The 14,371-nt window shown below is 66.6% G+C and carries 14 protein-coding genes; 3 read left to right on the forward strand and 11 right to left on the reverse strand.

Translation table 11 applies throughout. The features are described from left to right. Window positions 1-8 precede the first annotated feature (8 nt). Both PZ895_RS01505 and PZ895_RS01510 read left to right on the forward strand, forming a co-directional pair. Window positions 9-986: an iron ABC transporter permease gene (locus PZ895_RS01505; RefSeq protein ID WP_275837259.1), complete on the forward strand. Its 978-nt coding sequence runs from the start codon at window positions 9-11 to the stop codon at window positions 984-986. Next, window positions 986-1,765, forward strand: coding sequence for a heme ABC transporter ATP-binding protein (locus PZ895_RS01510; protein ID WP_275837260.1), 780 nt, complete (start codon window positions 986-988; stop codon window positions 1,763-1,765). The genes PZ895_RS01505 and PZ895_RS01510 overlap by 1 nt, the downstream gene beginning before the upstream one ends. Here PZ895_RS01510 and glpK read toward each other — a convergent pair. From glpK to PZ895_RS01545, 7 genes are all read right to left on the reverse strand, one after another. After that, the gene (gene glpK / locus PZ895_RS01515; protein WP_275837261.1) at window positions 1,762-3,249 is read right to left on the reverse strand and encodes a glycerol kinase GlpK; all 1,488 of its coding nucleotides are present in this window, start codon (window positions 3,247-3,249) and stop codon (window positions 1,762-1,764) included. The genes PZ895_RS01510 and glpK overlap by 4 nt on opposite strands. Before the next feature lie 24 nt (window positions 3,250-3,273). Next, the gene (gene glpD, locus PZ895_RS01520) at window positions 3,274-4,779 is read right to left on the reverse strand and encodes a glycerol-3-phosphate dehydrogenase (protein WP_275837262.1); all 1,506 of its coding nucleotides are present in this window, start codon (window positions 4,777-4,779) and stop codon (window positions 3,274-3,276) included. A gap of 84 nt (window positions 4,780-4,863) precedes the next feature. Continuing rightward, complete coding sequence (locus PZ895_RS01525) at window positions 4,864-5,628, reverse strand: DeoR/GlpR family DNA-binding transcription regulator (RefSeq protein ID WP_275837263.1); 765 nt, start codon at window positions 5,626-5,628, stop codon at window positions 4,864-4,866. A gap of 56 nt (window positions 5,629-5,684) precedes the next feature. Continuing rightward, window positions 5,685-6,695: an aldose epimerase family protein gene (locus tag PZ895_RS01530; RefSeq protein WP_275837264.1), complete on the reverse strand. Its 1,011-nt coding sequence runs from the start codon at window positions 6,693-6,695 to the stop codon at window positions 5,685-5,687. Then, window positions 6,692-7,696 carry an Ldh family oxidoreductase gene (locus PZ895_RS01535; protein WP_275837265.1) on the reverse strand — a complete coding sequence of 335 codons (1,005 nt, stop codon included), beginning with the start codon at window positions 7,694-7,696 and terminating at the stop codon, window positions 6,692-6,694. The genes PZ895_RS01530 and PZ895_RS01535 overlap by 4 nt, the downstream gene beginning before the upstream one ends. Next, the gene (locus tag PZ895_RS01540) at window positions 7,693-8,625 is read right to left on the reverse strand and encodes a hydroxyacid dehydrogenase (RefSeq protein ID WP_275837266.1); all 933 of its coding nucleotides are present in this window, start codon (window positions 8,623-8,625) and stop codon (window positions 7,693-7,695) included. The genes PZ895_RS01535 and PZ895_RS01540 overlap by 4 nt, the downstream gene beginning before the upstream one ends. A gap of 2 nt (window positions 8,626-8,627) precedes the next feature. Beyond that, window positions 8,628-8,828: a hypothetical protein gene (locus PZ895_RS01545; RefSeq protein ID WP_275837267.1), complete on the reverse strand. Its 201-nt coding sequence runs from the start codon at window positions 8,826-8,828 to the stop codon at window positions 8,628-8,630. 161 nt (window positions 8,829-8,989) lie between these two features. On the opposite strand from PZ895_RS01545, the gene PZ895_RS01550 reads away from it, so the two are divergent. Next, window positions 8,990-9,772 carry a GntR family transcriptional regulator gene (locus PZ895_RS01550; RefSeq protein ID WP_275837268.1) on the forward strand — a complete coding sequence of 261 codons (783 nt, stop codon included), beginning with the start codon at window positions 8,990-8,992 and terminating at the stop codon, window positions 9,770-9,772. Window position 9,773: 1 nt separating this feature from the next. On the opposite strand, the gene PZ895_RS01555 is transcribed toward PZ895_RS01550, so the two are convergent. From PZ895_RS01555 to PZ895_RS01570, 4 genes are read right to left on the reverse strand one after another with little or no spacing between them, the layout of a single operon-like run. Beyond that, window positions 9,774-10,886, reverse strand: coding sequence for a Gfo/Idh/MocA family oxidoreductase (locus PZ895_RS01555; protein ID WP_275837269.1), 1,113 nt, complete (start codon window positions 10,884-10,886; stop codon window positions 9,774-9,776). An 11-nt stretch (window positions 10,887-10,897) separates the two neighbouring features. Continuing rightward, complete coding sequence (locus tag PZ895_RS01560; RefSeq protein WP_275837270.1) at window positions 10,898-12,295, reverse strand: hypothetical protein; 1,398 nt, start codon at window positions 12,293-12,295, stop codon at window positions 10,898-10,900. After that, window positions 12,295-13,335 (reverse strand): tagatose 1,6-diphosphate aldolase, encoded by a 1,041-nt coding sequence (locus PZ895_RS01565; RefSeq protein ID WP_275837271.1) that lies wholly within the window; start codon window positions 13,333-13,335, stop codon window positions 12,295-12,297. Before PZ895_RS01565 ends, PZ895_RS01560 begins: the two co-directional genes overlap by 1 nt. Beyond that, window positions 13,332-14,237, reverse strand: a complete 906-nt coding sequence (locus tag PZ895_RS01570) for a PfkB family carbohydrate kinase (RefSeq protein ID WP_275837272.1) — start codon at window positions 14,235-14,237, stop codon at window positions 13,332-13,334. The genes PZ895_RS01565 and PZ895_RS01570 overlap by 4 nt, the downstream gene beginning before the upstream one ends. Window positions 14,238-14,371: the final 134 nt, after the last annotated feature.

Below are 14,371 nucleotides of genomic sequence, written 5' to 3' on the forward strand. Positions count from 1 at the left end.
AAGGCGCGATGCTGAACGCGATCCTCGGCCTTGCCTGCCTCATCCTGACTGCCGCCTCGCTGCTCGTCGGCCCCGCCGATCTCGACCTCAGGTCGAGCTTTTCCGGCCTCTTTGCCGGCGGCGACGAGGCGGCGATGATCATCATGCAGGAAATCCGCCTCCCCCGCGCGCTCCTCGCGCTCACCATCGGCATCAGCCTCGGCCTCGCCGGCGCGGTGCTTCAGGGCTTGCTGCGCAATCCGCTCGCCGAGCCCGGCCTGATCGGCGTCACCTCGTCGGCTTCCTTCGGCGCCGTCGCCATCTTTTACACCGGCCTTGCCGGCGCCTCGCTCTATGCGCTGCCGGCCGGCGCGCTCGCGGGCGCGGCCCTGTCCGTCGTCCTTCTCCTCGCCATCGCCGCGCGCAACGGCGCGACGCTCACGCTCATCCTCGCCGGCGTCGCTCTGACAAGCCTCACCGGCGCGCTGACCTCGCTGGTGCTGAACCTTTCGCCCAACCCCTTCGCCTCCTACGAGATCATCTTCTGGCTGCTCGGCTCGCTGCGCGACCGCTCGATGAGCCATGTCTGGCTGGCGCTGCCGCTGATGGCGCTTGGCTGGCTGCTGCTCGCCGCCTCCGCCCGCGCGCTCGACGCGCTGTCGCTGGGCGAGGAAGCTGCGTCCAGCCTCGGCATCCGCCTCTCGGCGACGCGGCTTCTGGTCGTGCTCGGCACCGCCCTTGCCGTCGGCGCGGGCACGGCGGTCGCCGGCGCCATCGGCTTCATCGGCCTCGTCGTCCCACATCTCGTGCGTCCCTTCACCGACCGCCTGCCCTCGAGCCTCCTCGTCCCCAGCGCGCTCGGCGGCGGTGCGCTGCTTCTGGCCGCCGACATCGCCGCGCGCCTCGTCGTGCCGACGCGCGAGCTCAATGTTGGCGTCCTGACAGCGCTGATCGGCGCACCCTTCTTCCTCTGGCTCGTCGTGCGCGCCCGGCGGGAGCTCTTCTGATGCTCGCCGCCCGCAACCTCTTCGTCAGCCTCTCCGGCCGCGCCATCCTTCATGACGTTTCCATGGCACTGGAACCCGGCGAAGTGGTCGGCCTTCTCGGCCCCAACGGCGCCGGCAAATCGACTTTGATGCGCGCTCTGTCCGGCCTGCTTCCCTTCTCCGGCACCGTCGAACTCGACGGCGACAACCTCGCCGCCATGAGCGACCGCGCCCGCGCGCGCCACATCGCATTCCTGCCGCAGGCCCGCGCCATCGCCTGGCCGCTATCGGTGGAGAACGTCGTCCGCCTCGGCCGCAGCCCTTGGCGCGGCCTCGGCGCGCTGTCGCAAAAGGACCTCGCCATCGTCACAGATGCCATGGAGGCCATGGATGTCGCGGCACTTGCGGATCGCCCCGTCACCGAACTCTCCGGCGGCGAACAGGCCCGCGTCCTCGCCGCCCGCGCGATGGCGCAGACGACGCCGGTCCTGCTTGCCGACGAACCCGTCTCCGGGCTCGACCCCGCGCATCAGATGACGATGATGGCCGCCTTGCGCCGCCTCGCCGGCCAACGCCGCGCAATCCTCGTCTCCCTCCACGACCTGACCCTCGCTGCCCGCTGGTGCGACCGTCTCGTCGTGATGGCGGAAGGCCGCATCGTCGCCGAAGGCAGGCCCGCCGACATCATGACCGGGGAGCGCCTGCGCGACGTCTTCGGCATCACCGCCCACATCGCCCATGACGAATGCGGCCTGATCTTCGCGCCGACGGGTCTGGCTGCGCTGGAGCCGAAGGGCTAGCTCAACGTCCGCCTAACCGCATCCCGCCACCCCGCCAGCTTCGTCTCCCTAAGTCCGTCCGCCATCGCCGGCTCGAACCGGTGATCGAGCTTCCACGCCTGCGAAAACTCCGCCATCCCCGGCCAGACCCCGGCGCGCGATCCCGCCAGCCATGCCGCTCCCAGCGCCGTCGTTTCCAGGATCGTCGGCCGGTCGACCGGCGCGTCGAGGATGTCGGCGAGGCGCTGCATCGTCCAGTCGGAGGCGACCATGCCGCCATCGACCCTCAGCACCGTCTGCCCCGAGGCATCCGCCCAGTCCTTCCTCATCGCGTCGAGCAGGTCGCGCGTCTGGAACGCGACGGATTCGAGGGCGGCGCGGGCGAACTCTGCCGGGCCGGTGCTGCGCGTCAGGCCGAAAATCGCGCCGCGCGCATCCGCGTCCCAGTGCGGCGCGCCGAGCCCGACGAAGGCCGGCACGAGATACACCTGTTGGCTCTCGTCCGCCTCGGCCGCCAGTTGTCCGCTTTCCTCGGCCTTGCCGATCACCCTGATCCCGTCGCGCAGCCACTGCACCGCGGCGCCGGCCACGAAGATCGAGCCTTCCAGCGCATAGGTCGTGCGCCCGTCGAGCCGATAGGCGATGGTCGTCAACAGCCGGTTCTTCGAGCGCACCAGCGTCTCCCCGGTGTTGAGCACGGCGAAACAGCCCGTCCCATAGGTGGATTTCATCATGCCCGGCTGGAAACACGCCTGGCCGATCGTCGCCGCCTGCTGGTCGCCGGCAACGCCCAGGATCGGGATCGCCGCGCCGAACAGCGACGCCTTCGTCACGCCGAAATCGGCCGCGCTGTCCATGACCTCCGGCAGCATCGAAAGCGGCACGTTCAGCAGCCCTGCCAGTTCGTCATCCCATGCATTCGTCTCGATATTGAAGAGCAGCGTGCGCGAGGCGTTGGTCGCGTCGGTGACATGCGCCGCCTCGCCCGTCAGTTTCCAGATCAGGAAGGCATCCATCGTGCCGGCCAGAAGTTCGCCCGCCTCGGCCCGCGCCCGCGCACCCTCCACATTGTCGAGCAGCCAGGCGAGCTTGGTGCCGGAAAAGTAAGGGTCGAGCAGCAACCCGGTCTTTTCGGCAAAGACCTCTTCGAGGCCCTTTTCCTTCATCTCATGGCAGATCGCGGCCGTGCGCCGGTCCTGCCAGACGATTGCGTTGTGAATGGGCCTGCCCGTCGCCTTCTCCCAGACGACGACTGTCTCGCGCTGGTTGGTGATGCCGATCGCGGCGATGTCGGATGCGCCGATGCCAGCCTTGTCGAGCGCCGTCTTCACCACCGCGACGACGCTCTCCCAGATCTCGTCGGCATCGTGCTCGACCCAGCCGGACTGCGGGAAATGCTGCGTGAATTCCTGCTGCCCGACGCCGGCGATCTTCATCTCGCCGTCGAAGACGATCGCCCGGCTCGATGTCGTGCCCTGGTCGATCGCGAGAACGAACCCGCCCATGAAATTCTCCCCGATTCTGGTCTGTCAGGCCGCCTCGGCAAGCCCGCCCATGAAGGTCTGAAGTCGCGCGACATCGCCTTCGGACACCACCAGACCGCGCTTGGTGCGTCGCCACAACACGTCCTCGGCGGTCATCGCCCACTCATGCGCCATCAGATAGCAGATTTCCGCCTCATAGAGGTCGGAGCCGAAGTGACGCCCCAGATCGTCGCGCGATGTCGCCGAACCGAGGATCGTGCGCACCCGCGTGCCGTAGAGCCGGGTCAGCCGCCGCGCGTGATCCTTGCCTAAAAACGCATAATCGGCTTGCAGCTTGCGCACCGTCTCGTCGAACGTGCCGACCGCGAAGTCGCCGCCCGGCAGCGTCGTATTTTGCGTCCAGGGTCGGCCCTTGGTTCCGATCAGTCCCTCGATCTTCGCCAGCATGGATTCGGCCAGCCGCCGATAGGTGGTGATCTTGCCGCCGAAGATGTTGATCAGCGGCGCGCCGTCCGTATCGGCTTTCAACACATAGTCGCGCGTCGCCTCCTGCGCCTTCGACGCGCCGTCGTCATAAAGCGGGCGCACGCCCGAGAAGGTCCAGACGATGTCCTCGCGCCGCACCGGCTCGGCGAAATATTCGCTCGCCGAGGCGATCAGATAGTCGATCTCCGCCTCGCTGATCGCGACGTCCTTCGGGTCGCCGTCATAATCCTGGTCGGTCGTCCCGATCATGGTGAAGTCGTCGTGATAGGGAATGGCGAAGATGATCCGCCCGTCGGCATTCTGGAAGAAATAGGCGCGGGGATCGTCGAACTTCTTCCTCACGACGATATGGCTGCCCTGGACGAGCCGCACGTTGTGAACGTCCCCACGCCCCACCGTCTCGGCGAGCACATGGTCGACCCACGGCCCGCCAGCATTGACGAGAAGCCGCGCGCGCACCGCCTCGCGGCGGCCCGTCTTCTGGTCCTCGATCCCGACCGACCAGCTATCGCCCTCACGCCTTGCCGAAACCACCTTGGTCCGCGTGCGGATGACCGCGCCCTTGTCGGCGGCGTCGCGCGCGTTGAGCACGACGAGCCGCGCGTCATCGACCCCGCAATCCGAATACTCGAATGCCTTCGAGAAAAGCGGTTTCAAAGGCCGGCCTGCCGGATCGGTCGTCATGTCGAGGACGCGCGTTTTCGGCAACAGCTTGCGCCCGCCGATATGGTCGTAGAGGAAAAGACCGAGCCGCAGGAGCCAGGCCGGTCGCAAGCCCCTGTGGTGCGGCAGGACGAAACGCATCGGCCAGATGATGTGCGGTGCGTTCGCCCAGAGAATTTCGCGCTCTTCCAGCGCTTCGCGTACCAGCCGGAACTCGTAATGTTCGAGATAGCGCAGCCCGCCATGGATCAGCTTGGTCGACCAGGACGAGGTGCCGCTCGCCAGATCGTTCATCTCGGCCAGAAACACCGAATAGCCGCGACCGGCGGCATCCCGCGCGATCCCACATCCGTTGATGCCGCCACCGATGATGAAGATGTCGTGGGTCGTCTCGTCAGGCACGTCGATTATCCGATTTCGAAATCAAACGAAATCTAAATGAAACATCGTCGAAATCCAAGGGGCGCGCCGCCGCCGGTCCCTGCGCTATTGGCTGGTTTCCACCAATTGCACGCCGGCTTCCTTGCAAACGCGCCTGATCTCGCCGTTCGGGCACCTGTCGGTGACGAAGCTCGAAACCTGCGACAGATGCGCGATGCGAACAGGCGCGGTGCGCTCGAACTTGGTCGAATCGGCGACGAGGATGACGTGCCGTGCATTGGCGATGATCGCCTGCGCGACTTTCACTTCGCGAAAGTCGAAATCGAGCAGCGCCCCGTCCTCGTCGATCGCGGAGGTTCCGATCACCGCATAGTCGGCCTTGAACTGGCGGAAGAAATCGACCGCCGCCTCGCCCACCACGCCGCCATCCGAGCCGCGCACCACGCCGCCCGCGATCACCACCTCGATCGAGGGCTGCACGCGCATCCGGTTGGCGACGTTGATGTTGTTGGTGATGACCATCAGCCCCTTGTGGTCGCCCAGCGCCTCGCTGACGGCTTCGGTCGTCGTGCCGATATTGATGAAGAGGGAGGCGTTGTCGGGGATGAGGGCCGCGGCCGCACGGCCGATCGCCTGCTTCTCGTCGGCCGCGATCCGGCGCCGCGCCTCGTATTCCATGTTCTCGATGCCCGACGGGATCACCGCCCCGCCATGGATGCGCGCGAGAAGACGCTTGTCGCAAAGCTCGTTCAGATCCTTGCGGATCGTCTGCGGCGAGACGTCGAAGCGAACCGCGAGGTCATCGACGAGGACGCGCCCGCTGTCCTTGGCGAGTTGCACGATTTCGGCATGACGAGGAAGAAGAAACATGGCCGCAGTCTGCTTTCGTTTTCGATTGTTCTAATGCAGTTCGAAAGCGAATGCACCTATTTCGAGAACCGGTATTCGGTCGCCTGCCGGTAGACCTCGCCCGGCCGCAGCAGCGCCTGCGGAAAGTCGGGATTGTTCGGCGCATCGGGCCATATCTGGGGTTCTAGGCAAAGGCCGGAAAATGCGCCGTAGCTGCGCCCGTCCAGCCCGCCCCCTTCGATGGCGAGTTTGTGGCCGGCATAGAACTGGAGGCCCGGCTCGCTCGTCCAGACCTCCATCGCCAAACCTGACTGCGCGCCCTCCAGCCGAGCCGCGCGCGTCAGCGGTCGTCTTGCATCGGCGAGACACCAATTATGGTCGTAGACGAAAGGTACGCTGTCCTGGTCCCACGCGATCCTGCGGATCTGTCGAAAATCGAACGGTCCGCCCGCGACCGGTTCCGTGCCGCCTGTCGGAATCCACTCCTCGTCGACGGGCACATAGCGCTCGGCGTCGATCATCAGCCGATGGTCGAGCACGTCGCCCACACCGCCATCGTCGAGGTTGAAATAGGAGTGATGGGCCAGATTGCACAGCGTCGGGGAGTCGGTGCGGGCCGTCAGTCCCACCTTCAGCGCGCCATCCTCGAGCCTGTAGACACATTCGATGTCGAGATTGCCCGGAAAGCCCATCTCGCCATTGCGGTCGGCAAGCGTCAGCCGGACGAAATCGGAACCCGCCTCCGCGATCGACCAGACGCGCTTGCCGGTTCCCTTGACGCCGCCGTGAAGCAAATGCTTGCCGAGGAAATTGGTGTCCACCTGCACGGTCCGGCCATCCAGTTCGAACCGGCCGTGCCTGATCCGGTTGGCATAGCGTCCCGCAATCGCGCCGAAGAAGGGCGAGCGGACGGGATAATCCTCGAAGCGCTCAAAGCCGAGCACCAGTGGCGGTTCATGGCCGGCAAGGCGCAGATCCTGCACCAAGGCGCCCCAGGTCAGAACCTTGGCCGTCAGTCCGCCGCCAGCGATGGTGATCCGCTTGACTGTCTCGCCATCCGGCGTGCGGGCGAATTCCTCGATCCTCATGCGGCACTGATCGCGCCGATCTCGTCGATCAGCGCCTGCTCGACTGCAATGCCGTCCGCCGTCAGTCTTTCGCGCAGCGCGATGCGGCGATGTCCGGGTACGCGCGCGCCCGCGCTGCCTGCGATTTGATCCGCCATTTCGGCGAACCGCGCCAGCGCGTGAGCGCCGAAGACGCCCGGATCGATGGCGATGATCGCCTGTCCCGTCCCCGGCGGATCGCCCGCCGCGTCGAAGAACGAGGTCTGCTCATAGCCGTAATTCGCACCGGTCAGCCCGGCGCACAAGAGTTCGACCATCAGCGCCAGTGCCGTGCCCTTGGCGTCGCCGAGCGGGATCATCGTGCCGGAAAGCGCCGCCTTGGCGTCGGTGGTCGGCCTGCCGTCGGCATCGAGCGCCCAGCCTTCGGGAATGGCCTCGCCCTTCTGGTTCGCGGCCATGATCTTGCCGCGCGCCACCTTGGAGAGCGACACGTCGACGACGATCGGATCGCCGCCTTCGCTCGGGCAGGCAAAGGCGATCGGATCGGTGCCGAAGAGCGGGCGACGCCCGCCCCATGGCGCCATCGCCGCCGGTGCATTGGCGAACATCAGCGCCACCAGCCCACGCGCGGCCAGCGCTTCCACGGCAAGCCCGGCGACGCCGGCATGGTGCGAGCGGCGGATGCCGGCAATCGCGATCCCCTGCCTTGGTGCCATCTCGGCGAGTTGCGCATTGGCGAGTTCCAGCGCCGGATAGGCAAAGCCGAACCCGGCATCGATCTTCACCGCTCCCGGCCGCACGCGCTCGGCGCGCACCGCCGCATGGCCCTTGACCTTGCCGGCCCGCGCCTGCGCCGCATAGGCCGGCACCCGCCTCAAACCGTGCCCGCCCTGCCCGACCAGTTCTGCGCCGACCAGCGCCCGCGCGACCGCATCGGCGTTCTCGACCGACGTGTCCGACGCCGTCAGTGCGGCGGCGATCAACGCGTGTGCCTCGCCGACCGTCAGCACCTGCTCGTTCATTCCTGCGTCTCCAGATGCGCGATCACGAGATCCGCGATCATGTCGGAGACGCGCACATTCGATTCCTCCGTCACGCCCGCGATATGCGGCGTCAGGACGAGATTGGAAAGCCCCTTGAACTTCGCGCCGTCCTCTGCCGTCAGCGGCTCGGCTTCGAAGACGTCGAGCGCAGCCCCTCCAAGCTTCCCGTCACGCAGCGCATCGGCCAGCGCCGCCTCGTCGACGACGCCGCCGCGCGCGGCATTGATCAGGATCGCGTCGCGCTTCATCAGCCCGAGCCGCCGCGCGTCGATCATGTGCCGCGTCGCCTCGGTCAGCGGCACATGCAGCGAAACGACGTCGGCAAGCTCCATCAGCCCGTCGAGCGAAACGTTGCGGGCCACCTGCCAGGCCGGATGGCCTGCATCGAGATGCGGGTCGTAGGCGACGAGGCCCATGCCGTAGTCATGCGCCCGCCACGCCACTTCCTGCGCGATCGCGCCGAAGCCGATCAGGCCGAGCGTCTTGCCGGCGAGTTCGCGCCCCATCATCTTCTGGCGCGGCCATTTCCCCGCCGCCACCGCTTCGCTCGATGCGTAGGCCCGGCGCAGAAGCAGCATCGCATTGGCAATGACATATTCGGCGACGGCGAGATTGTTGGCCCCGGTCGCCGGATGCACGACGATCCCGCGCGCCGAACACGCCTCCATGTCGATATTGTCGAGCCCGACGCCCAGCCGGCCGACGACCTTGAGGTTGCCGGCTCCGTCCAGAAGCGCACCGCGAACCTGCGTCCGGTTGCGCACGACCAGCGCCCGCGCCGGCCGGACAGCCTCGGCCAGACGCTCCGGCACGTCGACCAGTTTCGGATCGTAGAGCGTGTCGAACCGCGCCGTCAGCCGCGCGACCGCCGCTTCGTCCATGAATTCGCAGATGACGATGTCGGTCATGTTCACGCGCTGCGATAGAGGTTGGCCATCGGAAACTCGCGGCACCAGAGCGCCTCTGCCGCCATGTTGCGCCCGTTGACCTTCAGCCCGAAACTGGAATGATCATGCATGACGACGGATTGCATCTTCGTGCCCGCCGTCAGCCCTTCGATGGCGACGGCATTGTGCTGGGGCCCGTCAACGGGCAAACGGGGGATCGCCATCCTGACCTCCTCGAAAAACGCAAAGCCGACGCTGGCAGCACGGCGATGGCTCTTGTATAAGATAAAAGACCCACGACGCAATCCGTCGGACATGCACCCGGTTTCGTCAAGGGGTTCGTCGAGCCAGGCGGGGAATCGAAGGTTACTTGGCGGAGAAGCGGATGACTGGTGCGCAGATGGACGAAACGGACGGCGATGTCCAGGAAGCGCGCTTTCGCGCCGAGCGGACAGGCAAGCTCGGCTATCAGCCGCTCTACAAGCGTGTGAAGGCGCTGCTCGTCGCCCGCATCGCTGATGGCCGCTGGCAGCCGGGCCAGTCGATCCCCAACGAATTCCAGATCGCCGAGGAACTGAACGTCTCCCAGGGCACCGTGCGCAAGGCGCTGCACGAAATGACGCTCGACAATCTGCTCGTCCGCCGGCAGGGGCGCGGCACCTTCGTCACATCCTATGACGACGAACGCATCCTGTTCCAGTTTTTCAAGCTGACGGCCGATGAAGGCAAGCGCGAGTTTCCCGACAGCACGGTCCTGTCACTGGAAAGCGGCGCGTCAAATGCGTCGGAGGCCGACGCGCTGGCGATCGCTGCGGATGAGCCCGTCTGGCGTCTCGTCCGCCGCCGCACGCTCGGCGAAAAGCCGCTGATCATCGAGCGCATCGTCCTCCCCGCCGAAATCTTCCCCGAACTCGACCGCTTCGAGACCATCCCCAACAATGTCTACGGCCTTTATTCCAGCCGATACGGCGTCACCGTAGCGCGCGCGGTGGAGAAGCTGAAGGCCGTCGGCGCCGACGCGCACGACGCCCGTCATCTCAATTGCCCGTTCGGGATGCCGCTGCTCGAAGTCGACCGCCGCGCCGTCGGCCTCGACGACCGCATCGTCGAATGGCGCATCTCCCGCTGCCTCACCGAAGCGCATCATTATCTGTCGGATTTGAAGTAGATCACGCGACCTGACGGTCGCGCCACCCTTCCGCAAACTCCACCGCCTGCCCCGTGCGCGCGGAAAGTTCCGCCGCCGCGCCCATCTCGACCGAGCGCAGCCCATCCTCCAGCGACACTTCCGGCTCGCCGCCGTCCAGCACCATCTGCCGGAACAGGCGATGCTGATAGAAGGTGGAGCCGTGATGGTCGCCGGCGGCGAGGATTTCCGGGTCGACCTCGATCACGCGCCGCTGTGGCCCCTTCGGCTCACGCGGCGAGATGACGATCTCGGCCGCGCGCTCGCCCGTGCCCGGCCAGAACCGCGCCGGCCCCGGCACGAAGGCTTCGATCTTGCCCGCAGAACCCATTGCCGAGACATGCTCCTGGAACCAGCTTCCTTCCGAAAACATGCACAATTCCAGCATTGCGCGCATCCCGTTGGCGAAATCGGCGATCACATAGGCATTGTCGAGAATGTCCGGCGCGCGGCCGTCATAGGTCTCGTCCTTGTGGTTCACGTCCTGCCCCCCCGACGCATAGATCCGCACCGGTTCCGACTGCGTGACGAGCCGCATCAGGTCGAAGAAGTGGCAGCATTTTTCCACCAGCGTCCCGCCGGTCTCGGCCGCAAAACGGTTCCAGTGCCCGACCTTGTGCAGGAACGGAAACCGGTGCTCGCGGATCGTCAGCATCCTGGTCTCGCCGATCGTCCCGGCGCGGATTTCCTCGATCATCCGCGCGATCGGCGGCATGTAGCGATATTCCATCGCCACCCAGACCGGCGCCTTTCGCCCCGCAGCCGCGGCGAGGATGTGCCGGCTCGTCTCGGCCGTCGAACAGAGCGGCTTTTCGACCAGGATGGGCAGGTCCGTCGGCAGAACGTCGAGCAGGATGTCGTGATGCGTATGGTTGGGGCTGGCGATGACCAGCACGTCGGCGAGCCCCGCATCCATCAGCGCGCGATGGTCGCTGAACTGCCGCGCCCCGCCGGCAAGCGCCGCTGCGCGCTCGCGCATTCCCTCGTCCGGGTCGCTGACGGCGACGATTTCCGCCTCGGGCAGAAGCATGATGTTGCGGATATGCTCCTGCCCCATCATGCCCGAACCGATGATCGCATAGCGCAGTTTCGACATGGGATTTCCTTTTAGAATTCGATAACCGGCAGGCCCATCTCGGCGCCGAGCGCCCGCAGTGCCGGCCGGTGGTCGCCATAAACGAGACTGAGGTGATGCTCGAGCCCGGCCCCCACGATCGTCTCTGCTACCGTTTCGACCGGCGCATCAAAGGCGAGCACGCCCGCCGTGCCGGAAAATGCCAGCGGCCGGCGCAGCATCTCGCCACCCGCGATCACCATCGTCGGATGCCCGCGCGCCTGGCTGATCCGCGCGAAGGTGACGCGGCCGGGCTTCAGCGGAAACTCGAACAGAAGCGGCATCTTGCGGTTGGAATGGATCGCCGTCTTCGCCGTCACGCTCTCGTCGCGCATCGAAACGGGCGCCTGCCCGCAATGCCAGACGACGCCGGTGCCGTCCTGCGCATCGAGGTCGACGAGATCGACGAGGAATGCGGCGTCGCCGGTCATCTCCTGCAAAAGGAGATTGGTCAGCGCGCCGTGAACGTCGGCCTCGCAGGCGCACGGCACGCGCCGCTCGCCCATCATTCCGACCGGCCCGCAGACCGCGCCGCCATAGTGCGTGAACATTTCCGGCCAACAGCGCACAGCGAAGGCCGAATAGCCGCCTGTCGCGCGCACGTCCTCCAGCGCCGCGCGCAGGCGCAGCGACCGGTCGAGCTGCTCCTGGTCGACACTGTCGAGATCGGCGAGCGTCGCGCTGGCCTCTGCCCGTGCCTTCCTTACATCACTTTCGCCCGCATCCCGCGCCGCCGCGAACAGCGCGTCAAGCGCGATCGGCTCGACCGAGACGCCCGCAAGGCTTTCGAGCCTTTCGGGGTCGTAATCGCAGGTGAAGAACCCGTCCGGCCGCTCGCCGATCCGCCCGATCCGGCTGCCGGCGATCCGCGCCAGAACCGCCCGCGCGCCGGCCCGCTCGGTCTCTCCCGCATCCGCTCTCGCCAGCGGCAGCGCCTTCGCCTGCCGCTTCCCGGCCAGAAGCTCGGCGGCCAGCGCGCCGACATCCGCCATGGCCGGATCGGCATGGACCCAGCCGAACGCGACATCGTTGAGCCCCAGCGCATGGGCGGCGAGATTGAGCCCGCAAAAGGCGTTGAGCCGCAGCCGTCCGCCGGTTCGCGGCTCGGGAAACGACCAGATCGCAAGCGGCGCATCCGCCGCCTCCGCGATCTTCACCGTCATCGTCGCATCGGTGAACGTCACCTGCACGATCAGCAGCAGGTCGAGCCCCCGGCCCTTCATCGCCGCCAGCGCTCCCTCGGTCGCCGGCGCGTCGAACAGCAACGCCTCGCCGCCGACCATCTCATGCCCCGCAACCGAAAGTCCTTCCCTCAGCTTGCCGTAAAGCTCCTCGGCGTAAGGCACGTCGAAAGTCGCGCGTGCCAGCGGCAACAGCCCGATCCGCGCCATCACGCGCCTCCCATGCCGGCATACGAATGCCGGAACGAAGCGTCCGCGTGGGCGATCCCGGCCTTGCCGCCGTAAAGCGGCGTCTCGAACCACGGCGTCGCGCTTTGGTCCGTCAGCGCATTGATCCGCTTCACATAGGGCAGGCTCGTCTGCCGCAATCCCGAGCGAATGCCGTCCCAGTCGGGAAACGCCTTGAACGGCTCCGACCAGATCGCACGGCCGGCCAGATAGCCCGACGCCCCCGCCGCATAGGCGTGCTTCAGCACCGCCTCGAACTCCGCCATTCCCGCACCCGCCGAAAGCATCACCCAGGGCCGGCCGGCGATGCGGCCCATCTCGTCGAACAGCTTCTGCGTCGCCGCATCCGTCCCCTCGCCGATGCCCTTGGCCGGCACCGGACTTTCCAGCTTGAAGATGTCGATGCCGAAGGCTGGGTCGGCGAAGCGGCGCACGCTTTCGAGCACGTTGTCGGCCTGCTTCGCGGCCATCTCGACATAGTCCTTCGTCTGCTCGGCCTCGCCCGGCAGCGGATAGACGAGAAGCTCGAAAAGATACGGAATGTCATAGGCTTGGCAGGCTTCCCCGATTCGCTTCGCGAAATCCTCCTGCGCCCGGCAATTGGCCGGGTCCGCGTCCGGCCGGTACCAGGCGAGCACCTTCACCGCATCGCCGCCGGCGCGCTTGATCTTCTCCACCGACCAGTCGTCGATCTCGTCCGACAGCCGTCCCGTTGCCGTCTCGCGGAAGATCGAATCCTCCAGCGTCACCACCATGCCCTTGGCGGGCGAGGCGACGGAAAGCCCGCGCGGCAGCGCGAAATGCGGGTCCATCAGGACGGCCGAAGTCTCGGCCTGCAATTCCTCCACCAGCATCAGCTTGAAGCCGGCCACGTCCTCATAGGGCGCTTCAGCCGTGCCGCGTATCGTCATGATCGGATTCTTGATCGGCGGCCGCTGGTCCACCGCCAGCATCTTGAACCGGCCCTTTGCGTCGGCAAGCCGGCGCAGGCCCCAGAGCTTGCCGGCCGAAAGTGTGGTCATGCCTGCGATCCTTCGTGTTCGTCCAGAAATCGATCGAGTTCGGGGCGCGTCGGAATGCCCGCCCGCCCGCCGAATTTCGTGCATTTGATTGCCGCAGCCGCCGAGGCGAAGCGGATCGCCGCGCGCGTTTCCATGCCTTCGGCGAGCGCCACGGTCAGCGCGCCATGCCAGACGTCACCCGCCCCGAGCGTGTCGACGACCTCGACCGTGAAGGCCGGCACATGCGCGATATCGGCGCCGTCGAAAAACAACGTCCCCTCCGCCCCGATCGTCACCGAGAGATGCGCGGAACAGCGGTCGCGCAAGCGCAGAAGCCCTTCCCGCGGATCGTCGGTCCCACTCATTTCACGCAGCGCCTGCGCCGACAGCGCGACATGGCTTGCGGCATCGAGCAGGCTCGCATCGAAGGGCGGCCGGTCGACGTCGAGCACGGCGGGCAGGCCCGCCGCGCGCGCAAGACCGAAAAGGTGCCGCGCGCCCTCCTCCCAGCGAATGTCGCCCATCACCGCGCCGGTTCCAGCCGGCAGTTCACTCGGCAGCCAGTCGGTCGAAGTCGGGATCGACCAGTCGCCATAATTGACGATCATCCGCTCACCCGCCTTGTCGACGAAGACCGAGGACAGTGGCGAGCGATGCCCGGCGAAGCGCCGCAACCCGGTGCAGTCGACGCCCTCGGCCGCAAGCCCTTCGATGATCTGCGTGGCCACGACATCATCACCCAAACGCCCGATCATGTGCGCCTTGTGCCCGAGCCGGGCCGCCGTCGCCGCCGCGTTCGCGGCCAGCCCGCCGCCCACCACCCGCATGTCGCGGGCACGGTATTTCTCGGCGCGGTCCGGCATCCGGACGACCGAAAACACATAGTCCACGACCGCGATGCCGATGAAGAAGATGTCGCTCATGGACCTGTGTCGCACTGTTCGCGCGGATGACCTGCGCTATCTGAAAGCGCCCTTGATGAGCGGAACGGTAACAGGTCTTGTATCTTTTACAAGACATGGCATGATCCCCATCGAGCGTCGCCCTTTACGGCGCC

It is taken from the genome of Mesorhizobium sp. YIM 152430 (assembly GCF_029210365.1).
In the GTDB taxonomy this organism is placed as follows: Bacteria; Pseudomonadota; Alphaproteobacteria; order Rhizobiales; family Rhizobiaceae; genus Aliihoeflea.